General features: G+C 56.0%; 16 protein-coding genes. 5 read left to right on the forward strand and 11 right to left on the reverse strand.

Annotated features, from left to right (window positions below):
- Window positions 1-35: 35 nt before the first annotated feature.
- The gene (locus G5367_RS00880; protein ID WP_139462516.1) at window positions 36-608 is read right to left on the reverse strand and encodes a phasin family protein; all 573 of its coding nucleotides are present in this window, start codon (window positions 606-608) and stop codon (window positions 36-38) included.
- A gap of 248 nt (window positions 609-856) precedes the next feature.
- Between G5367_RS00880 and G5367_RS00885 the strand changes: the two genes are divergently transcribed.
- A complete protein-coding gene (locus tag G5367_RS00885; protein ID WP_421211029.1) occupies window positions 857-2,830 on the forward strand; it encodes an SDR family oxidoreductase in 1,974 nt (657 codons plus the stop codon).
- A 90-nt stretch (window positions 2,831-2,920) separates the two neighbouring features.
- On the opposite strand, the gene G5367_RS00890 is transcribed toward G5367_RS00885, so the two are convergent.
- The gene (locus G5367_RS00890) at window positions 2,921-3,796 is read right to left on the reverse strand and encodes an esterase/lipase family protein (protein WP_204383173.1); all 876 of its coding nucleotides are present in this window, start codon (window positions 3,794-3,796) and stop codon (window positions 2,921-2,923) included.
- 170 nt (window positions 3,797-3,966) lie between these two features.
- Between G5367_RS00890 and G5367_RS00895 the strand changes: the two genes are divergently transcribed.
- From G5367_RS00895 to fabA, 4 genes are all read left to right on the forward strand, one after another.
- A complete protein-coding gene (locus G5367_RS00895; RefSeq protein WP_042055032.1) occupies window positions 3,967-4,269 on the forward strand; it encodes a YebG family protein in 303 nt (100 codons plus the stop codon).
- A gap of 375 nt (window positions 4,270-4,644) precedes the next feature.
- Entirely contained in the window at window positions 4,645-5,892 is a 1,248-nt protein-coding gene (locus G5367_RS00900; protein WP_005345479.1) for a tyrosine-type recombinase/integrase, read from the forward strand.
- 1,496 nt (window positions 5,893-7,388) lie between these two features.
- Window positions 7,389-9,365, forward strand: a complete 1,977-nt coding sequence (locus G5367_RS00905; RefSeq protein ID WP_227342906.1) for a Lon protease family protein — start codon at window positions 7,389-7,391, stop codon at window positions 9,363-9,365.
- Between the two features lie 76 nt (window positions 9,366-9,441).
- Window positions 9,442-10,002, forward strand: a complete 561-nt coding sequence (gene fabA, locus G5367_RS00910; RefSeq protein WP_124929438.1) for a 3-hydroxyacyl-[acyl-carrier-protein] dehydratase FabA — start codon at window positions 9,442-9,444, stop codon at window positions 10,000-10,002.
- Between the two features lie 84 nt (window positions 10,003-10,086).
- Here the strand turns inward: fabA and rmf are convergent, their stop codons facing one another.
- The 9 genes from rmf to G5367_RS00955 all read right to left on the reverse strand — a co-directional run bounded on the left by rmf (window position 10,087) and on the right by G5367_RS00955 (window position 22,293).
- Complete coding sequence (gene rmf, locus G5367_RS00915) at window positions 10,087-10,266, reverse strand: ribosome modulation factor (protein ID WP_005315693.1); 180 nt, start codon at window positions 10,264-10,266, stop codon at window positions 10,087-10,089.
- A 158-nt stretch (window positions 10,267-10,424) separates the two neighbouring features.
- Complete coding sequence (locus G5367_RS00920) at window positions 10,425-12,338, reverse strand: ABC transporter ATP-binding protein (RefSeq protein WP_201989435.1); 1,914 nt, start codon at window positions 12,336-12,338, stop codon at window positions 10,425-10,427.
- A 72-nt stretch (window positions 12,339-12,410) separates the two neighbouring features.
- Window positions 12,411-12,641 (reverse strand): glutaredoxin family protein, encoded by a 231-nt coding sequence (locus tag G5367_RS00925; RefSeq protein ID WP_227342904.1) that lies wholly within the window; start codon window positions 12,639-12,641, stop codon window positions 12,411-12,413.
- Window positions 12,641-14,836, reverse strand: coding sequence for a bifunctional 23S rRNA (guanine(2069)-N(7))-methyltransferase RlmK/23S rRNA (guanine(2445)-N(2))-methyltransferase RlmL (rlmKL, locus tag G5367_RS00930; protein WP_421243574.1), 2,196 nt, complete (start codon window positions 14,834-14,836; stop codon window positions 12,641-12,643). Before rlmKL ends, G5367_RS00925 begins: the two co-directional genes overlap by 1 nt.
- A 141-nt stretch (window positions 14,837-14,977) precedes the next feature.
- Window positions 14,978-15,103, reverse strand: coding sequence for a type B 50S ribosomal protein L36 (gene ykgO / locus G5367_RS00935; RefSeq protein WP_421243575.1), 126 nt, complete (start codon window positions 15,101-15,103; stop codon window positions 14,978-14,980).
- A complete protein-coding gene (locus G5367_RS00940; RefSeq protein WP_005345445.1) occupies window positions 15,104-15,367 on the reverse strand; it encodes a type B 50S ribosomal protein L31 in 264 nt (87 codons plus the stop codon).
- Window positions 15,368-15,739: 372 nt separating this feature from the next.
- Window positions 15,740-16,276, reverse strand: coding sequence for a cell division protein ZapC (locus G5367_RS00945; protein ID WP_421243576.1), 537 nt, complete (start codon window positions 16,274-16,276; stop codon window positions 15,740-15,742).
- 90 nt (window positions 16,277-16,366) lie between these two features.
- Window positions 16,367-17,377 (reverse strand): quinone-dependent dihydroorotate dehydrogenase, encoded by a 1,011-nt coding sequence (pyrD, locus tag G5367_RS00950; protein ID WP_005336601.1) that lies wholly within the window; start codon window positions 17,375-17,377, stop codon window positions 16,367-16,369.
- 77 nt (window positions 17,378-17,454) lie between these two features.
- Entirely contained in the window at window positions 17,455-22,293 is a 4,839-nt protein-coding gene (locus G5367_RS00955) for an NAD-glutamate dehydrogenase (RefSeq protein ID WP_421243577.1), read from the reverse strand.
- Window positions 22,294-22,454 lie beyond the last annotated feature (161 nt).

Here is a 22,454-nt window from a genome sequence, read left to right on the forward strand (position 1 = left end):
GGCCGGTATCAATCACCTTCCGTCACCGCGAGGGATCAGGGCAGGACGCTCTCTGCTTTGGCCTTCACCTCTTTCACCGCATCTTCAGCGGCGGAAAGGAGATCGGCGGCCTGCTCAACCACGGCCTCTTTGGCCTTGGCTACCGGAGCCTTCTTTACCGGAGGCTTGCGGGCAACGGGCTTTTTGGCGGCAGCCGGTTTGGCTTCAGCGGCAGGGGCCTCCTCTTCCTGCGCATCCAGCAGTTGCTGGACCACGTCGGTCAGCTCGGCCATGCGCTTGGAGAGCTTGTCGATATCCTTGCGGGTCGGAATGCCGAGGCTGGCCACAGCGCGGGCCACGCGATCTTCAAAAACCTGCTCCAGACGGCCCCAGGTATTGGCGGTCTTGTCGGTCACAGCTGCAATCTTCTCATCTGCGCTCTGACGGGTTTTTGCTTGCAGCGCTTCACCTTCCTGCACCAGGGCTTCAAAGATCTTGCCACCCTCTTCCTGCGCCTTGGCATAGGCGCCCAGACCGGCCAACCAGATCTGCTGGGTAGACTCCTTGATGGTGGAGGTGAGTTGGTTGTCGGTCACTGACCCTGCCAGCGCTTTCAATTTCTTAGCCATGATCTTCTCCTTGAATAACGACTGTTAAATGTAATGGCGACAACGAAACTGCAATCGGGTTGTGGCATTACTGATTTTTCAACTTCAGTCTAGGGACAAAAAATAGAGGGTTCTACCTAATAACGGAACAGGAACACCACCGAAATTAGGGTTTGCTCACGAACCGACAATCAAATTGCGGATTCCCATATGAATCGTGATATATCTAACAACCTAGTAACACCCTAATCAGTAGCAGGATTCTCTTTATGAACTATTTCATTACTGGCGGTAGTGGTTTTATCGGGCGTCGATTGATCAAAAAGTTATTCCAACAGCATCCCGACTGTACCGTCTATTTTCTGATGCGCGCCTCTCATCAGGAGAAATTGTCAGAGTTGTTCTCATTCTGGAATATGGATGAATCGCGCGCAGTCCCTGTTTTTGGCGACATGACGCAACCGCTGCTGGGGGTATCGGCCGAGATGCAGGAGCAGTTGATCGGCAAGATCGACCACTTCTTCCATCTGGCGGCCATCTATGACCTCAACGCCAAGGCAGGGATCCAGCAGCAGGTCAACACCGAAGGGACCCGTCAGGCTGTTCAACTTGCCGAGCGGCTGGGGGCGGGGCAGTTCCACCACTGCAGCTCCATCGCTGCTGCGGGCCTGTTTGACGGTCTGTTTCGCGAGGACATGTTCGATGAGGCCGAGCACCTCGACATGCCTTACTTTCAGACCAAGCACGAAGCGGAAGGGATTGTGCGAAACGAGTGCACAGTTCCGTGGCGAGTCTATCGACCGGGGATCGTCGTCGGTGACTCCAATACCGGCGAGATGGACAAGATCGACGGCCCTTACTACTTCTTCAAGACCATCCAGAAGCTGCGCCGTCTGCTGCCGCCCTGGATGCCGGCCATTGGGGTGGAAGGGGGCCGTATCAATATCGTGCCGGTCAACTTCGTGGTCGATGCCATGGTGCATATCGCCCATCAGGAGGGAGAGGAGAACAAAACCTTCCACCTGACCGACCCCAACCCGATGCGGGTCGGCGACATGCTGAGCACCTTCTCCCGCGCCGCCCATGCGCCAGAGCCTGCGATCCGCATCAACGCCTCTCTCTTTAACTTCATTCCCCGCCACCTGACTGCCATGCTGATGACCATGGCGCCGGTGCGCCGCATCCGCGATGCTGCCATCGCCGATCTGGGTCTGCCCAAGGATGTGTTCCGCCTTATCAGTTATCCCACCCGTTTTGACAGTCGCGAAACTCAGCGGGTACTGAAAGGGACTGGCATCGAAGTACCGCCCCTGCACAGCTACGCCTGGCGGTTGTGGGATTACTGGGAGCGTCACCTCGACCCGGAGCTCTTCATCGATCGCTCCCTGCGTGGTCGGGTAGAGGGCAAGGTGGTGCTGGTGACCGGGGCCACCTCCGGCATTGGCCGAGCAACCGCACGCAAGCTGGCGGGAGCGGGGGCCAACGTCGTTACCATCGCTCGCGACGAGCAGAAGATTGCCGAGACTAAAGCTGAATTTGCCGAGCTGGGGTTGACCATCGAGATCTATCAGGGGGATCTCTCCAATCTGGCACAGGCCGAGGAGATCACCGCTCGCATCGTGGCCGATCACGGCGGCGTCGATATTCTGGTCAACAATGCCGGCCGCTCCATCCGCCGCTCCATCGAGGACTCCTTCGATCGCTTCCACGATCTGGAGCGCACCATGCAGCTCAACTACTTCGGCGCGCTCAAGGTGATCATGGGGGTGCTGCCCACCATGATCGAGAAGAAGAAAGGCCACATCATCAACATCTCCTCCATCGGGGTGTTGACCAATGCGCCGCGCTTCTCCGCCTATGTTGCCTCCAAATCTGCCCTCGATGCCTGGGTGCGGACTGCCGCCTCCGAGTTTGCCGATAAAGGGGTGAGCTTCTCCATCATCAATATGCCGCTGGTGAAAACGCCGATGGTCGCACCGACCAAGGTCTATGAGCAGGTACCGATGATGACGCCGGAAGAGGCGGCCGATCTGGTGTGCGATACCATCATCAACAAGCATGTTCGTCTGGCCACTCGCCTCGGGGTATTTGGTCAGGTGGTTCACGCTCTGGCTCCGCGTGTCGCTCAGGTCATCATGAACACCAGCTTCCGCACCTTTGCCGATCCCAAGGATGGCGACAAATCCAAGGCCACCGCCGATCAGGTTGCCGTCTCGACCCTGATCAAGGGGATACACTTCTAACCGGGTGATGGGATAAAGAGATCAACAGGGGCCTGAGCAATCAGGCCCATGTTTTATTTGGAATAGCAGTTGAAGAACGGTTAAGGAGGGTCAGACTCGGGACAGCAGATAAAGCAGCAGATCAGTCGTGCGGCGCGAGTAGAGCAGAGAGAGATGGCCAATGGCAGGCAACTCGATATCTTCCATTCCCGCCAAGCGTTGCCGCTCCTGCGGCATCACCACATTGTCGTGACTGGTGCGCACCGAGATACCGGGTACGCAGAGAGGAACCGAGGCGAAACGCTGCAACCAGCCGGAACCGGGCTCCATCTCACGGGCATTGGCCCCAAGCCCAAGGGCGGCAAGCTGACTGCCCTGATGGGGGGTGGCCAGGGTGATCAGGCACTCTACCTTGTCACCACCATGGATAGCCAGATAGTCGCGGCAGACCAGCCCGCCCATACTGTGACCGACCAGCACCAGCTTGTCAGCCCCAGTTTGCGCGAGCACATCGTCAATTCGCTTGGCCAGTAGCGGCACCATCTCATCGATATGACCAAATGGTGGCATCAAGGTAATGGTGGCGACCACATGGCCTGCGGTCTCCAGTCGGGTGCGCTGGGTACGCCAGATCCCGCGACTGCAACCGTAACCATGCACCAGCAATACGGGGCGCTGGCACGGACGCAGCCGATCGGGTGCCATTAGCAAAGGCTCGAACGGTAGCAACAAGGTGAAGGTGTAAAGGTAGGCCAGCATCTCCTGCGCCATCATCTTCACCCTGCGCCAGGGGCCGATAGCTGGGGAGGGGTAGAAACGGGTAAACAGCCAGCTGCTGAGCACCACCAGACAGCGCAATCCAAGCAGGGCAAACACGACAAACAGCAGGGTCAGTAACCAGGGGAGTCCCACGACCAAATGGGCGATACTCCCGAGGAGCAGCACCTCTACCATCAGCAGGATAAACAGGTGTCGTACGATCGTCATAAGGCCATGATCCGACCAGTTTGGCGTGGAAGTCAAATGGCACTTTGAGACAACTTGATCCAACGCGGCTTTTGTCGCTGAACCCCGGCGAACTCTTTTCCGGTGAGGTTATTTGCAATACTGTATATCCATACATATACTCTATCCATCATCACCAAGAGGAGGCCATCATGGCTGTCGAGATCAAATATGTGGTTGTTCGTGGGGGAGTGGAAAAAATGACCTTTGCCAGCAAAAAAGAGGCCGATGCCTATGACAAGCTGCTGGATACGGCCGACGAGTTGATGACCCTGTTGGCTGGCGCCCCGATCGAGCTGGCGCCAGAGCAGCAAGAGAGTCTGGCATTCTACCTGGCAGAGCAGCGCGATGTGCTGCAAACCCTGCTGCGTGGCGGCAAGGTTCAGGCTGGCACGAAAGAGGAAGAGACTCCAGCAGCCAAGCGCAAGGAGAAGCCACTCAAACAGGTTGCCTGATTGCACAGACCTGCTATTTCTCGGGATAAATAGCTCACACCATTCACTTTAATTGCATTTAAATCCATTTCTACGGCTATTTATCCCGAGAATTTTTTAACAAAGATGCATATCCCATGCATAACTGAATAGCGTACACAACTGAGCGAAACCAGCCAGATCTATGAGGAAATAATGAGCAAACATTGGAGAGATCGTTATCCAGATCGCTCCCGGTGACCTCAATCAGCAATAACAAGAGACAGAACAAAAACTAGCAGAAGCCGCATTCATCTATCACGAGCCCTTTTTTATCATCTCGGCTCACAGGCACATATCGATTCATCATCAACAAGCAACACCATGACTCAACACCCATTATCCTTGCCGCCGGCCATGCCGCTGTTTGACAGTCTTATCTATCTGGAAGCTGGCAACCCGCAGGTCAATCAGTACCTTGCCAACCTCAGCCTCAACGATGTGCCCGATGCCGGGCTGGTTTACGAGCTGGCGGTCGATTGGTTGCTGGAGCAGCGCAACAGCGAAAACAACTACAAAACCTATCGCAGCGAACTGACCACCTTTTTGCACTGGTGCTTTTGCGAGGCGGCCATCAGCCCGAAAGATCTCACTCGCCGCATCATGATCCGCTATCTCGACTACTGTCAGTCGCCACCTGAAGAGTTAATCGCCTATCGCAACGTGGCGCAATTTGTCCTAGACAAGGAGTGGGGGGAGCGGTTGCCCAATCCGCAATGGCGACCGTTTTTGGGCAAGCGGGAACTGGGCCGCACCTTGCCCTACCGTCTTAGCGAGCAGGCGATGAAGACCAAGCTCGCCATCCTGTCGGCCTTCTTCCAGTTCCTGATCCAGGAGGAGTACATGGACAGGAATCCCGCTCTGCTACTGCAGCGGGTCAAACGGCCGCAACAGCAGGAGGCCGATGATCAGGTGCAGGCCTTCAGCGAGTTGCAGTGGTCATACGTGATGCAGGCCGCCGATACCCTTGCCAACGACCATCCGGAGCAGCACGAGCGCAGCCGTTTTCTCACCATTCTGATGTACGCTTGCTATCTGCGGATCTCTGAGGTTGCAGCCCGGCCGGGCTTTACCCCTGTGATGGGGCAGTTCAGGCGGGATCGCAAAACCGGCGTCTGGGGTTACTACATACCCAGTAGCAAGGGGGGTAAGCGCCGCACTGTTGCCGTTTCACAGGCGCTGCTTCAAGCACTCGAACGTTATCGCACGTTTCTGGGACTCTCGCCCTTGCCGGCACCCAACGAGCAGACTCCGCTTTTTATCCGTCATAAAGCGGCAGCCCACGGCCGGGAGCAGGGAGAACTTAATGCCAATTTAGGGATACGTCAGCTGCGTGAGCTGATACAAGCGGTGATAACCAAAGGTGCCGAGCTTGCCGAGCTGGATGGCTTTTATCAGGATGGTGCCGAAATGCGGCAACTCTCTCCCCACGCTATTCGCCACACCGGGATCACTCATGACATCAACCTCAACGGCCGACCACTTTCCCACGTACAAGCTGATGCGGGCCACGACAGTATCGACACTACCTCCAAATACCTGCACACAAGCCAAAGCGAGCGCCATGAGAGTGCACAGCAAAAACCGCTCGACAGATTGCGATAAAAGCACACCAGTGAGAGATAACGAAGAGTGAAGAAATGGAATGGCATCACCTTTGAACCACGTCATTTTACAACATATCCCTGTCAATCGGAGTGAGTGCAATGGCTGCCCACTGTGAAAAGGGGAGCCCAATACACATATTGTTCAAGCATTTTAATAGTGAACGCTTGTCTCAAAATACGACATTTGTGGTTTCAGAATATCGACCAATGGGAGGGGGCGATTGCTATATCTTGTTATCTCTACAGCTCACCCCCACCATGCTCACGCAAACCAAAGGGGAGGGGCATTATCTCTCACAAGGCAAGGTTGTTATCATTGAGTTTTTTTTCGCCAAAACCGCATCAATATCCGTATGAAGCATGGTGCTCAAACAGGGGATGCACGTGGCAAAGAATATTCGTGGTAACAAGATGGGAAGAACGGCGAAAACCAAACCTACACCATTCCTGGGCGGGGGACTGGCCCTCGTAAAGGCTTATTGAAGATATACACGAAGGAAAACATCCTGACTTTCATATTTATAAGCGTAATGGGGTCAGGTTCGTGAGAGCCGCTCCAGATAGCTCAGAGCAAAACAACGTTGATAAGGACTAGGATGGTGATGCCGATAAATGGGGTTATCGGCATAATTTGTGAAACCAAGGTTAAAATTGACCTTCAACATGTCTCACAGAGTAGGCCCACACCAGAAGAGAGAAAAAAATATATGGGAGAACGTTCACCATTTCGGGTCGCAACCCTCGAGGAGCTTATGGCCAAGGGGACGTGCTGAGTCTGGCCGATCTGGTGCGACGGGTCAGCCCTGGAAAAATGTCTGATGTCCTCCATGCTGCACATCGCGAGGTTGCGTCGATAGACTATGGCTAACATAGCCATCCAACCAGGCGAGCAATTTTAGGGCTGCCCAAGAGAAACTACAGCGCGTTCCGGAAGAACTTCGTGGTAATAGCATCTCGCACGCTGCATTTCTCCGGCCAGCGCTGATCTTCTTAGTGGCAAGCCTTATGGCATTCTGTAAAGGTTCATTGCTTGCTGTATTGTCATTTTGATACTGATTAAGCTAGAGCTATTAGCGTAACAAAGCGTAGTAATGCAAAGATTCCAATACTTCTCAAGTTGTGACACTTTCAGGCGGTGATAACCGTCAAGCCGCTGAATGATGAGGAGAGCAATGATACCTGCTGCGTATGGTTCAATCCCGAACTGGGCGGAAAGCCCGTAGAGTGGACCTTCTCAAGTATCCTGCTGAAACTGAAAGAAAATCAGGAACTATATGGCTATGGCCGAACATTGTTTAAACTTGGTGATAATGCTCGTGGCGCTATAGACTGCCGTGATTTTGAATTGGGGGCCTTCCGGCCCCTCTGTTTTACCCTTAACTAACACTGCGCATAATGTATATTATGTTAAATTTGGTATCTTGTTTCCTGTCACCTCTTATTGAACTGTGTATAATGGCAACAATTGATCCTATCTTCGACCGGACGTCTTAAGTGGCTGAATTAACATCAGAACAATTAAAACCCGCTTTTGCGATTGAACAGTTCCCTAAGCTAAGTGAGCTTGACCCCATCCCCTTTGCCGCTCTGCAACCCAGAGCAATCTCCGGTATCAAACGCCTGGCCAGTTTTGATGGTGATTGCCCGGTTATGCTGCTCAACGGGTTCCCGGGTGCAGATTATGAAGATGTGTGCCGCACTCTGATTGCCGAATCCAATGGCAAGGATGGCGATCTATTCGACCTCTGCTATACCGAGAATCTCAACAACCCGTTCAAACCTATCTGGCTGAGACTGCAACCCGGTACTGGCGTTGAGTTCTGTGAAATGGTTGGCGAGCTGCTCAAGCTGTTGAGCCGCCATCTCGATGCCGAACGCATTGTGACCAGGATCATGCGCAAGCAGAACAATGATCCGAAGATCGATGACTTTCTCTCGGATCTGGCGGCCCACGTTGCATTGGGACTGGAGTTTCAGCATCCGGTGCTCATCAACCTGCTTATTCATCATGAAGAGCAGGAAGCACCGGTAATTTACGGTCGTGATCTCAATTGGGATACTCTGTTTGGCTCCATCAACTACCAGACCGAACAAGGCTCTGTCTATGCTAACCAGCACCTTTTGGAGCCCGGCTTGCTGCGGGAAGCCAATGGCGGTTACCTCATCTTGCAACTGGATGAGCTGCTCGACCAGCCTCACCTCTGGTTCAAACTGAAAAATGCCATGCAAAAAGGCGAGCTGGACTGGAACGCCTATCAGGAAGGGAAAACTCTGACCCCCTTCTTCGCGCCTGAAGCGACCCCCATCAAGCTCAAGCTGATCCTGGTTGGTGACCGACTGGACGTGGCCGAGTTCCAGATGCTGGATCGGGATATGTCCGAACGCATCTTCCTGCGCGCGGATCTGGTGTCAGAGGTCAATATTGAAGAGGATCTGCAGGAATTTCTGCAGTACCTGGCCTGGCTGCGCCAGCGCTGGAGCCTGCTGGACTTCACGCCAGCCGCCCTCGCCGCCCTTTGTCGTCATGCCAGCCGCCTCTGTGACCATCAGGAGTGGTTGTCGCTCTCCGAAGTGCAACTCTCCGCCATCATGCGGATGGCTGACAGTCTGGCCCGGGAGCTGGAATCTGATGTGGTCACCGACGAGCATATTCGCGGCGCACTGGAAGAGCAGGATTACCGCCTCAACTATCTGGTTGAGCAGTCCGATCAGGGGGTTATCGACGGCCAGATCCTGCTGCAAACCGATGGCGAAGAGATTGGCCAGATCAACGGCCTGTCTGTCATTCAGGTCTCCGGTCACCCTTATGACTTCGGCGAGCCGGTGCGCCTCACCGCGACCGTACACCTTGGTGATGGCGATGTGGCGGATATCGAGCGCAAAGCGGAGCTGGCCGGTCATATCCACGCCAAGGCGATGATGATTATCCACGGCTATCTCTCCAACAAATTTGGTGCAGAGAACCCCTCCCCCCTGTCGGCGAATCTGGTGTTCGAGCAGTCTTACCACGAAATTGATGGCGACAGTGCCTCACTGACCGGCTTGTGTGCCCTGCTCTCTGCCCTCGCCCGCCAGCCTATCTATCAGCACTTCGCCGTGACCGGTGCGGTCGATCAGTTTGGCAATGTGCAGGCCGTTGGTGGCGTGAACGAGAAGATTGAAGGCTTCTTCCGGGTGTGCAAAATCCACGGCATCACCGGTAAGCAAGGGATCATTTTGCCGGGCACCAACATCCAGCAGCTGAACCTCTCTGACGAGGTGATTGCAGCGGTTGAAGCAGGCCAGTTCCACATCCACCCGGTGGATCATGTGGAAGAGGCCATCGAGTTGCTCACTGGCTGTGTCGCCGGTGAGCCTGATATGCCCGATACCCTGTTTGGCCGTATTCAGGAGCGGTTGGACGAGTTGAACGGCTCCACTGCCAAAGTCGGACTGCTGCAATCCCTGCTGGGGCGCCTGTTTGGCCGCTGATGAAGTGATCGGAGTTGTTTAGCGAACAACTGTAAGCTAAATTGGCGCAGCTTTACTCATTTGAAGGAAACTCAGCGTGACCGTAGACAATTCGACCCTGGAAGCCCGCCTTTCCCTGTGTGAACAGGGCAAGAACTCTTTTACCCGTGAAGAGCTGCTGGCTTGCAGCCGTGGCGAACTCTTTGGTGAGGGTAACAGTCAGCTGCCCGCCCCCAACATGTTGATGATGGATCGCATCGTCAAGATCAATGACAACGGTGGCGAGCACGGCAAGGGCGAGATCCTGGCAGAGCTCGACATTACCCCCGATCTCTGGTTCTTCGATTGCCACTTCCCGGGTGATCCCGTAATGCCGGGCTGTCTCGGTCTGGATGCCATGTGGCAGCTGGTTGGCTTCTTCCTCGGCTGGAAAGGCGGCCCGGGCAAAGGCCGTGCTCTGGGCGTAGGTGAAGTGAAATTCACCGGCCAGATCCTGCCGACTGCCAAGAAAGTGACCTACAAGATCACCTTCAAGCGCGTCATCAACCGCAAGTTGGTGATGGGCATTGCTGATGGTGTGGTCGAAGTTGACGGCCGTCCGATCTACAGCGCCACCGACCTGAAAGTGGGCCTGTTCAAAGATACCACCGCATTCTGATCTCTCTGATTGGTGGTAAAACAGCACTAACGCAAAGGGGCCACAACGGCCCCTTTCCTTTTGTAATGAGTGATGAAGTACCTGCTACTTCATGAAGAGGCCTGAGCCCCGCCCTTCCATGGCATCTCGCCAACCACCAAGCCAGTGCCCACGGGCATCCAGACATTGATACGGACACGCTTCTTTCTGTTTGCCGACCACGCCAGCCTGATAACCACGAGCACGAGCTCTTTCCAGACGGTCCCGTTTCTGTCTCTTCATCATCTACGACCCTCTTCGTGGAACAAAAAAAGCGACCAATTCTTCATCGGTCGCTTTCATCTTTACTCCTGCGAGCGCACTCGGTCAAACAAAAACTTCCACCCTAACCGGGCTATGTGACACAAGGCACTGAACTGGATTAAGTTTTAATTACAGGGAACTTACTCCTGATTTTTGAGTCCTTCCAGCTCTTCCCAGCGAGCAAATGCCTGCTCCAGCGCGGCTTCAGCGGCATTGAGCGCATCCAGTTTCGGCTGGGTTTTATCTGCCGGCAGCGAGAAGAACCCGGGCTGGTTGATCTCGCTTTGCAGCGCATCCAGCTCGGCTTCCAGCTGCTCAAGACGAGCAGGCAACCCTTCCAGTTCAAGCTGCAGCTTGTAGGAGAGCTTCTTGCTCTTCTTCGGCGCTTCTGGCGCGGTGGCAACGACCGGCTCGGGCGTCTTGACCGGTGCACTCCTGGCCTGTTGCTGGGCATTCTGCTGTTCGCGGGTCGCCATCATATCGGCGTAACCACCCACGTAATCGCTGATGCGGCCATCCCCTTCAAACAGCCAGCAGCCGGTCACTGTGTTATCGATGAAGCGACGATCGTGACTGACCAGCAGCAGGGTGCCGGGGTAGTCGGAAAGCAGCTCTTCCAGCAGCTCCAGAGTCTCGACGTCGAGGTCGTTGGTGGGTTCATCGAGGATCAGCAGGTTGCTCGGCTTGAGGAACAGCTTGGCCAGCAGCAGACGGTTCTTCTCGCCACCGGAGAGCGCCTTGACCGGCGTACGGGCCCGCTTGGGCTCGAACAGAAAGTCCTGCAGGTACCCAAGAATGTGACGGGAACGGCCACGCACCATCACCTCCTGCTTGCCCTCCCCGACGTTGTCCACCACGGTCTGCTCGGGATCAAGCTGCTCGCGGTACTGATCGAAGTAGGCCACCTCCAGATTGGTGCCCCCCTTGACGGTGCCACGGGTTGGCTCAAGCTGACCCAGCAACAGCTTGATCAGGGTCGATTTGCCGCAGCCATTGGGGCCGACCAGCGCTATTTTGTCGCCGCGCAGTACCTGCAGATCGAGCCCCTTGAACAGGGTGCGATCGCCAAAATCCAGCCCCAGCCCTTCGGTCTCGAACACCAGCTTGCCGGAGCGATTAACCTCGTCCAGTTGCAGCTTGGCCTTGCCCTGCAACTCGCGACGCTGGGAGCGCTCCATCCGCATCGCCTCAAGGGCGCGCACCCGACCTTCGTTACGGGTACGGCGAGCCTTGATACCCTGACGCACCCACACCTCTTCCTGGGCCAGTTTGCGGTCGAACTCGGCATTTTTCAGCTCTTCGACCCGCAGCCACTCCTCTTTCCCCTGCAGATACTCGTCGTAGTTTCCCGGCCAGGAGGTGATGGCGCCGCGATCGAGATCGATGATCCGGGTCGCCAGTTTGTGGATGAACTCCCGATCGTGAGAAATAAAGACGATGGCGCCGCGAAAATCCTTGAGGAAATCTTCCAGCCAGTTGATGGCTTCGATATCCAGGTGGTTGGTCGGCTCATCGAGCAGCAACAAGTCGGGATCGCAAGCCAGCGCACGGGCCAGCGCCACTTTGCGCAGCCAGCCACCGGAGAGGCTATCGAGGGTCACGTCAGGATCCAGCCCCAGCAGGGTCAACACCTGACTGATGCGGGTCTCGAACTGCCAGCCGTTCTGATAGTCGAGCTGCTCTTGCAACTCGCTCATCTTGCGAATGTTGGCATCTGACGGATCGCTCGCCAGCTCCATGGAGATATGGTGATACTGTTTGAGCAGCTCCCCCACCCCCGCCAGCCCTTCGGCGGCATAGTCAAACACCGTCAGCTCGCTGGAGGCCGGTGGATCCTGCTCAAGGCGGGTCACTTTCAAATCTTGTTGCAGCACCAGGCGGCCGTCGTCCAGCGGCAATTCACTTGCAATGACCTTCATCAGGGTGGACTTGCCCGCCCCGTTGCGGCCAACCAGACAGAGGCGCTCGCCCCGCTCGATGGTCAGTTCGGCATTGTCGAGCAGCGGGAAATCACTGAACGACAGACATGCGCCGTGCAATGTTAAAAGAGCCATGTGTGTTCCTTATTTCATATGAAAAAACGGGCAGCAGACTGGGTCTGCCCCCGTTTTATCGTCAAATTACTCTCACCCCTGACGGGCGGCCCAGCTTTTGAGTTCGGCCAGTGTGAAGGGCCAACCGAGCTCGCGGCCTGCTGCGTCACGCAGCACCGGAATGCGCACCCGATAGGCGGCAAGCCACTGCTCATCATCCATGATGTCGCACTGGCGGGTGGCGGCGGCAAGACCTGCCTCTTCCACCAGCCCCCACGCCTGCTCGCACAGGTGGCAACCGTCGGTATGAAACAGGGTCAGCATCACGCCTCGCCTTGCTCCGGCGCATGGGTGATGATCCAGCAGTTGTGGATGTGCTGGTTACGTTCGAAATCCTTCGGCCGCGTCTTCTGGGTGATGTTCTGGGCCTTGAAACCTGTGGCCTCGAGACCGGCCAGATCCATCTTGAAGTGACGCTTATTGTTGGAGAAGACCAGGGTGCCATCGGCCGCCAGCAGGCGCTTCAGGTGCTGCATCAGCAGCAGGTGATCACGCTGTACGTCGAAACTCTCGTCCATCCGCTTGGAGTTGGAGAAGGTGGGCGGATCGATGAAGATGAGGTCGTAGTTATCATCGGCTTCAGACAACCACTTCAGGCAATCTGCCTGGACAAACTTGTGCTGACGGCCCACCAGCGAGTTGAGACGCATGTTGTCCTGTGCCCAGTTCAGGTAGGTATGGGACATGTCCACTGTGGTGGTCTCGCTGGCACCGCCAAGACCTGCGTGCACGGTGGCACTACCGGTGTAGGCAAACAGGTTCAGGAAGCGCTTGCCCTTGGCCATCTGACCCAGCATGCGGCGAGTCTGACGGTGGTCGAGGAACAGGCCGGTATCCAGATAGTCGTAGAGGTTGACCCACAGCCGGGCGCCGTACTCCTGGACTTCCATCCGGTGCTGCTCTTCGGAGAGCTTCTGGTACTGCTGTTTACCTTCCTGACGCTCGCGCACCTTCAGGATCACCTTCTCGCCGTCCATCCCGGTCACCTTGATGGCTGCCTGAACCATGTCGAGCAGACGCTGACGGGTCTTCTGGGCGGGGATGTCCTTGGGCGCGGCATACTCCTGCACCACCAGATAGTCCTGATAGCGGTCGATGGCGGCGTTGTATTCCGGCAAGTCGGCATCGTATATACGATAGCAATCGATGCCCTCTTTGTTGGCCCACTTCTCGAGGGTTTTCAGATTCTTGCGCAGACGGTTGGCAAAGTCCTGTGCAACCTCTTTTTGAGAAGCCACGGAGTCCAGTGCGATTTGATAATTGCGCAGCTGACACTCGAGGGCACCGTTGAACAGGCGATATTGCTTGTCGGCACGCAGACGCAGACAGCTGAGCAGTTCGGGGGATGCGGAAAGAATGGAGACTTTCCAACCCTGGAAGCTGCGACGCAGGGCATCGCCGAGGGCCTGATGCACTTCCAGCAGTGCCGGGAACTCGCCAAGACGCTCGCCATAGGGCGGGTTGGAAATGAGCATACCGACCTGGCGGGCCTCCCCTTGACCTTCTTCCCCTTCAACAGGGGCAGGCATCGGCAGCGGGTTTTCCAGCTTGGTGACGTCGGCCTGCTTGAAGGTGATAAGGTGGGCCACACCGGCCGCTTTGGCGTTATCACGGGCTTTGAGCAGCACACGCTGGTCGGCATCACAGCCAAATAGTTTCACTTCGCAACGCTGCATGCCTCGTTTGGCGCGCACTTGCGCTTCCATCATCAGACTCTGCCACAGCTCACTATCGTGCTGCAGCCAGCGATCGAAACCGAAGCGCTCGCGGCGCAGCGCCGGCGCCATGTCGGCGGCGATAAAGGCCGCTTCAATCAGCAAAGTACCGGAACCGCACATGGGGTCCATCATGGGCTCACCGGCCCAGCCGCTACGGGCAATCATGGCGCAGGCCAGGTTCTCTTTGAGCGGCGCCTCACCTGTGCCCTGACGATAGAAACGCTGGTGCAGCGCCGGGCCTGACAAGTCCAGCGTGATATTGGCCTTGCCTTTGCCCAGGTGCGCCATGATGCGGATATCCGGCGACTTTTTGTCCACGTCAGGACGCACGTGACCGCGCTTGGTGAAGCGGTCGACGATGGCATCCTTGATCTTCAGCGCGCCATATTGGGTATTGCGAATGGCGGGGTTGGTGCCGGTAAAGTCCACCGCAATGGTAGAGGTACCGGAGAAGTGCTCTTCCCAGGGAATGGTGTGGGCACCGAGATAAAGATCCAGATCGTCGTTCATCTGGAATTCGGAGAGCACCAGCACGATACGGGAGGCAAAACGGCTCCATAGGCAGGCTTTATAGCCAATCGCCAGTTCGCCTTTGAAGTGGACGCCAGCCACGGTCTCACGGACCTGCTCTGCGCCAAGATTGGTCAGCTCATCGGCCAACAGGTTTTCCAGCCCCTTGGGGCAGGTTGCAAAAAATTCTTTCATCACGCTCACGGGGAACCCATAAAAATAGTCCAGCATTATACCTCATCAGGCGGGCTGGAGCATGCAAAAGTCGGCGCAAACAGCAGGATGGAAACAGATTGATAGGTGGCGAATAAAGGTAAAAGACCCCATGACTACCCGATGGCGAGATCATGGGGCCAGACATCATTTAGCGGGTCACTTCATACGAGCCTTGAAACGGGGATTGCTTTTGCAAATCACGAACAATTTTCCCCGACGACGCACCAACTGACAATCGGGATGACGCCCCCGTGCGGATTTGAGCGAACTGACGACCTGCATTCAGGACTCCTTCTTACTTGAAAATGCGCCAAAGCGCTTGTTGAAACGGGCCACACTCCCCTCGCTCGATACCTGCTTCTGCTTGCCGGTATAGAACGAGTGCGACTGGCTGGAAACATCGAGCGATACATAGGGATACTCCTTCCCGTCTTGCCACGTATAGCGGCGCTCGCTCTTGATCGTTGAACCAACCAGGAAAAAGGCATCTGCCGCCGTGTCATGGAACAGCACCAAACGATAATCCGGGTGAATATGAGGCTTCATGGCAACTCCATTTTGTTATGTTATAACAAAATGTAAGTGAGAATAGCTCTCGTTTCAAGCATAAAATGTCGTATGAAGAAAATCGCTTCAGTGAGTGATGTGTTGATACTGAGGTGGAGGCACTACGCCAGCGGAAAGAAACAAGAGGGAGGCTCCATACTTGCCGCACGGAAGGCCAAGACACTGCGTGGGTCAAAACACAAGGTGCAAGTGAGTGTAACAAGCCTCAGGAGAGGCTGAATCATAACCATCAATGAGAATAGGCAAGATGTTCGCGGTTCAATAAGATATCAGAAACGAGATGCTACAGAGGTGAAAACAGTAAAAGAGACACGGTGTAATAACAGAGATGAAACGATTGATGAAATTATATCAACTGACCTTACGGTATTGCTCGGTCACGGTAATACGCGGTTTCATCCGGTTATTCATCACCTTGATCACCCCGAAACGCGGCAAGGTTTTACTGGTGGTCAATACCAGATCGGCAGTGAGGTTCAAACAGACGCTGGCCTGCTCCCCAGCCTCAATGACCATAAATTCACCGTTGCCATGGGGTGTATTCATCAAGACCAGCTCACCGTTTTGCGGGATCACTTGCGGATGCTGTTCACTAAAAAACCAGCTTTGCGGCATCAGGGGTTTATAAAAACGACTGACCGCGATGGCATTAAGCACCAGCTGTACCTGATGGGGAATACTCCACTCGAGTTCGGCTGCTTTATCCATCAATTGATAATAGAGGGCTGCATCATCGACACAAAAAGGTTGGGTCGCAAACGAGCCGGGCACCAATTGTCGCCCTTTATACTCGGTCGCAAATAACATGTTATCAGACAGGTCCAACATCAGACGGTCATTCTGGGCATCATAGTGCCATTGCCAGCTATCGGTCGGTTGAATAAACATGTTGGAGCCCTTACTTGATAATTACCAGTTGACTTTATTCCATATGCAGGAAATCAGCAACGTCAAATAAAGGGCTCCTCCATCTATTTCTTAAATATTGGTCACAATCTCTTTGACCAGCCCCGGCCCTTTATAAATAAAGCCGCTATAAATTTGTACCAGACTGGCACCGGCAGCCAACTTTTCACGGGCAGCCATGGCACTATCAATACCACCCACCCCGATAATTGGCAGAGCACCATTGAGCGCCTTGGCCAGATGACGGATCACCTCGGTACTCTTGTGCTGTAGCGGACGACCACTCAGGCCACCCGCTTCACCGGCGTGGGGCATGTCATAAATCATTTCACGCTCGAGGGTGGTATTGGTGGCGATAACCCCATCAATACCATTCCGTACCAGCGAAGCGGCCACCTGATCTATTTCTTCAAGGCTTAAATCCGGGGCAATTTTAACCGCCAGCGGCACGTACTTTTTATATTGGGCGGCCAGCTCTTGCTGACGCACCTTGAGGGCTGCCAGCAACTCATCCAGCGCCTCGCCATATTGCAGCGAACGCAACCCCGGGGTGTTGGGGGAAGAGATATTGACGGCAATATAACCGGCATGATCATAAACCTTGTCCATACAGATCAGGTAATCATCCTTGCCCTGCTCGATGGGAGTGTCTTTGTTCTTGCCGATATTAATGCCGATGACCCCCTGATATTTGGCCTCTTTTACCTTGGCCACCAGATGATCCACCCCCTTGTTGTTGAATCCCATCCGGTTGATGATCCCCTCTGCCGGAATAACCCGGAACAAGCGGGGCTTGTCATTGCCACTCTGGGGTCTGGGGGTGACGGTACCGACCTCGATAAAACCAAATCCCATAGCGCCCAGCGCGTCAATGCACTCACCATCTTTATCCAGACCGGCCGCCAATCCCACCGGATTGGCAAAAGAAAGCCCCATGACAGTGACGGGGCGTTTCGGCAAATTCTGGCGGAAGAAACAATCGAGTGGCGTACCGAGAAGGCGGGGCAAATATTTCATGGAGAGATCGTGAGCCTGTTCCGGATTGAGCTTGAACAGGAAATGCCTGGCGATGGGGTACAACATCTTTGCTCCTTAAAGAAAGCCCCGGCAACTGGCCGGGGCTTTGGGTGTAATGTCGGTGTCATGCCTTAATCTGGCAATTAAAGTGCCCGACAATTCAACTGGAGCAGGTTCAACTCTCGCAAGGCCACCGAGAACTTGGCGAACTCGTGAGTGCTGGTGGTCTTGAAGTCGGCCAACATATGGGTCCAACGGGACAAGAGTTGCTCATGCTCCGAAATCCAGTCGGCCAATATGGTAGCGCATTCTCCCTGATCTTTGCACCCTTCCAGTACCACAGAAGTGAGACTGCGTTGCTGCCAGTCCAGATCTTCGCGGAAGGAGGCTCGCGCCATCGCCTGCCAGTGGTTGCCAACCGGCTGATGGTTGATCTGGTCGAGGAACCAGTGCAGATCCAGTTTGGCACCGAGGCGATAGTAGACATTGGCGGCGCGCAGGATATCGGTCTTGTGCTCCGCGGCAATCTGCGCCAGATCCAGGCTGGAGAAGAGGCTGCTCATATGGGCTACCTGACGGGCAATGGCCTCCGGCACCTGTTTCTCCATCCACTTGGCTACAGCCTGACGATGCTCGGCCACTTCGCTCTCATCCATGACCTCGTAGAGGTGTTGACCGAGGGTTTCGAACGCCGGACGGAAGAAGGCGATGTTCTCGCTGATGCTCCAGCTGCGATTGCGGGCGCGCAGGAACCAGCGGGTGGCACGGCGCACGATCCGGCGGCTGTAGAACATCAGCTCGAGCTGAGTCTGGGCATCCACCAGGTTGTCGCACCCTTCGATATCGCGCCACAGCTGGTTCATGCCAAACACTTCGCGGGCCATGGCAAAGCAGCAGGCCACTTCGGCGACCGAGGCACCGGTTTCGTCCTTCATCCGGCTGGCGAAGTTGAGCCCCATGTCGTTAACCAGCATGTTGGCAACACGGGTAGCGATGATCTCGCCGCGTAGCGGGTGATCGGCCAGCTGGGCACCAAACTGCTGCTGTACCTTGGCCGGGAAGCTGGTGACCAGCATGTTGGCGAGGAAGGGCTCGTCGGTCACTTCCGGGCAGTTGAGCTGCTCTTTCAGTACCATCTTGCCGTACGCCACCAACACCGCCAGTTCGGGGCGGGTCAGCCCCTGCCCTGCCGCCATCCGCTCGGAGAGCTCCTCATCGGATGGCAGGAACTCCAGTGCACGATCGAGCTTGCCTTCCCGCTCCAGCCCCTGAATGAAGCGCTGCTGCTCTTTAAGTTGTTCAGAACCGCGGAAGCTGGTGACCGATATGGACTGGGACTGGCGATAGGCATTGGTGATCACGATCTGCGCCACGTCGTCGGTCATCTCGTAGAGCATCTGGTTACGTTGCTTGAGGGTCAGATCCCCTGCCGCAACCAACTGGTTCAGCAGGATCTTGATGTTCACCTCGTTGTCGGAGCAATCCACACCGCCGACGTTGTCGGTAAAATCGGTGTTGATGCGACCGCCCTGACTGGCGTACTCCACCCGACCGAGCTGGGTAAAGCCGAGGTTGCCCCCCTCACCCACGATACGGGCCCGCAGATCGCGGCCGTTGACTCGCAGTGCGTCGTTGCTGCGATCCCCAACTTCCCCATCGCTCTCGCGAGCGCTCTTCACATAGGTGCCGATGCCACCGTTCCACAGCAGATCGACGTTGAGGCAGAGCAGCGCTTTGATCAACTCGTTCGGTGCCATGCTGGCCTTGTCGGTACCGAGCAGGGTTTGTATTTCCGGGCTCAGCTTGATGGACTTGGCCGAGCGCAGGAAGATGCCGCCCCCCTGTGATATCAGCTCGCGGTTGTAGTCATCCCAGCTGGAGCCCGGCAGATCGAACAGGCGCTGGCGCTCGACAAAACTCTTGGCCGCATCCGGAGCGGGGTCAACAAAGATGTGCATGTGGTTGAACGCGCCCACCAGCCGGGTGTGCTCGGAGAGCAGCATGCCGTTGCCGAACACGTCTCCCGCCATGTCGCCGATCCCGACGCAGGTAAAATCGGTGGTCTGGCAGTTGACGCCAATTTCACGAAAATGCCGTTTGACCGACTCCCAGGCGCCACGGGCGGTGATGCCCATCTTCTTGTGGTCGTAACCGACCGAGCCACCGGAGGCAAACGCGTCGCCCAGCCAATGGCCATATTCGAGGCTTATTTCGTTGGCGATGTCGGAGAAGGTAGCCGTGCCCTTGTCGGCGGCCACCACCAGGTAGTAGTCATCCTCGTCGTGACGCACCACGGATTTGGGCGGGATCACCTCGCCGCCGATGATGTTGTCAGTCACATCGAGCAGACCGCGAATAAACAGGCGATAACAGGCCTTTCCCTCCTCCTGAATGACGGCGCGGGTTGCCCCCACCGGCATCTGTTTGCAGTAGAAACCGCCCTTGGCCCCCACCGGCACAATGACGGTGTTCTTGACCTGCTGGGCTTTCACCAGACCCAGTACTTCGGTGCGGAAGTCCTCTTTGCGATCTGACCAGCGCAGACCGCCACGAGCTACTTTGCCCCAGCGCAGATGTACCCCTTCCACTCGCGGCGAGTAGACGAAGATCTCGAATTTCGGCAGCGGCAGCGGCATGTCGGTGATAGTGGAGGGAGCCAGTTTGAAGGAGATGTAGGGCTTGATGTTGCCCGCCTTGTCCAGCTGGTAGTAGTTGGTACGCAGGGTAGCGTCGATCATCTCCACATAGCGGCGAATAATGCGATCGTCGTCCAGGTTGGCCACCTGATCCAGCTTGGTGGCAAGCTGCTCGTGCAACTTGGCCTGTACCTTGACGTCCTGCTTGCCGGCCGGATCCAGGCGCTGTTCAAACAAGGTGAACAGCAGCTGAGCAATCTCCGGATAACGGGTCAGGGTCTCTTCAATATAGGACTGGCTAAAAGAGACGCCGGTCTGACGCATGTATTTGGCATAGGCGCGCAGCACCGACACCTGGCGGCCGGTGAGACCCGCCCCCAATACCAGCCGGTTGAAGCCGTCATCTTCCAGCTGCTTGTTCCAGATGGCGGCAAAGGCTTGCTGGAAGCGTTGCTGACTCTGGGCCAGATCAAAGGGCTGCTCGCCGTGTAGCAACATGGAGAAGTCGAGGATCCAGAACAGATCGCCACCCGGAGTGCGTACCTGATACGGGGTCTCACCGATCACCCGCAGTCCCATGTTTTCCAGCATCGGCAGTACATCGGAGAGGTGAATGGGCTCGGTGCGATGGAACAACTTGAGCCGTACCCGACGATCGTTCTCCTCCTCCTGCGCGCGGTAGAACAGCATGCCGAGTGGCTCGGCTTCGCTCAGGTTATCGAGCGCCATGATGTCGGCCACGGCCGAGCCCGGCAGCACATCTTCCTTGTAAGCGCGAGGGAAGGCAGTGCTGAAACGGCGGCGCAACTCATTGCCACGGGCCTCGCCATAGTGGGAAAGCAGCACGGAGTCGAGTCTGTCGTCCCAGCTGCGGGCCGCTTCAATCAGGTTGTTCTGTACTTCGTTCACATCCACATCCACGTTATTGTTGTTGACCCGCACTATGTAGTGGGTCCGCGCCAGCACGCCTTCGGTGAAGTAGACGTTGAACTCCACCTCTTCATTGCTGCCAAAATATTTCTGCAAAATTTGCTGGGTCTTGATGCGCAGCGCCGTGTTGTAGCGCTCCTTGGTGACATAGACCATGCAAGAGAAGAAACGACCATAGACATCCCGGCGCACGAATAGCCGAAGCATGTCCCGTTCCTGCATCTCCAGTACGCCAAGGCCGGTAGCCAGTAGTTCCTCTTCACGGGCCTGGATCAGCTCGTCACGGGGATAGGTTTCCAGCACGTTGAGCAGCGCCTTGTAGGCGTGGGAGCCCTTCTCGTGACCGGAGGCAGCCATGATGCGTTCGAGACGATGGCTGATGAGCGGGATCTGGGTCGCGCTGGTGTTGTAGATGGAAGATGCGTAGAGACCTATGAAGCGATCTTCCCCGATCACCTTGCCATGCTCGTCAAAGCGCTTGATGCCGATGTAATCCACATAAGCCGGACGGTGCACCCGGGACTTGCTGTTGGATTTGGTGAGGATCAGCAGGTCAGAACTCAGAGCGGCGTGACGTGCGCTGGCTGGCATGTTGCCAAGGCGCTGGCCCACCTCCTTGATGGAGTTCTTCATCAGCCCCAGGCTGGAGCTGGCCTGCGGCAGGATCTCGTGATCCCCCTCCACCGCTTTGACGTCGTAGCGACGATAACCCATCAGGGTGAAGTTGTGGGCAGCTACCCATTTGAGGAAGGCAACGCAGGAGGCCACCTCCTCCTTGCTGGCCGGACTCTTGCGTTTGGGAAGCTCGTCGATGATCTCATTGAGCTTGGCCAGCATCGGCTGCCAGTCGCCCACTGCCAGCGCCACTTCACCGGCCACCGAGTTGAGCTCGGTAGCCAGCGCGGCCATCTGCTCCTCGCTGGTGAGGTGATCGATCTCGATAAGGAATGCCGTTTCAACCGAGGTCTGCCCGTCGGTGTTGTCGAGCTCCAGAATGGCGTCAATCTTGCCATCCGCACCACGAATGAGGTGCAGCGGTTGGTGCAGCATCATGTGGGCGGTGATATTGAGTCGCTTGAGCGCCATCCGGATGGAGTCCACCAGGAAGGGCGAATCCTGCAGGATCACCTCGACGATGGTATGGGGCGATTGCCAGCCATGACGGGTCAGCTCGGGATTGTAGACCCGGATGTAGGGATCGGTACCGCTGCGCTGATTGAGGGCATTCCACAAGCTAAGGGCCGCGCCATAGAGATCGCTGTCATTACGATCGTGCAGGTCGGAGCTCGCCATGTTGCCGTAGAACTTGGCAACGAAGCGCTCGACCAGAGAGGCACTGTTTTTGGGCAACTTCTGATGGATCAGGCTGAGAACGTTTTCGAGCAGAACTGAGGTAGGGGCGTCTTTCAATGCCATTTTTATATTCCTTATCGGACGACATTAACCACCGACGCAGAGGCAACCACCCTGGTTACCCGCTGGTGCAGAGTTGTTGCGAAGTGTAATGGCTTGGATAAGGGAAGGCGAGGAAAGGTGATAACGAGATGTTAAAAACAAGGTACAGATCACGGCTTAAA

It is taken from the genome of Aeromonas sp. 604282, assembly GCF_049170575.1.
In the GTDB taxonomy this organism is placed as follows: Bacteria; Pseudomonadota; Gammaproteobacteria; order Enterobacterales; family Aeromonadaceae; genus Aeromonas; species Aeromonas veronii_A.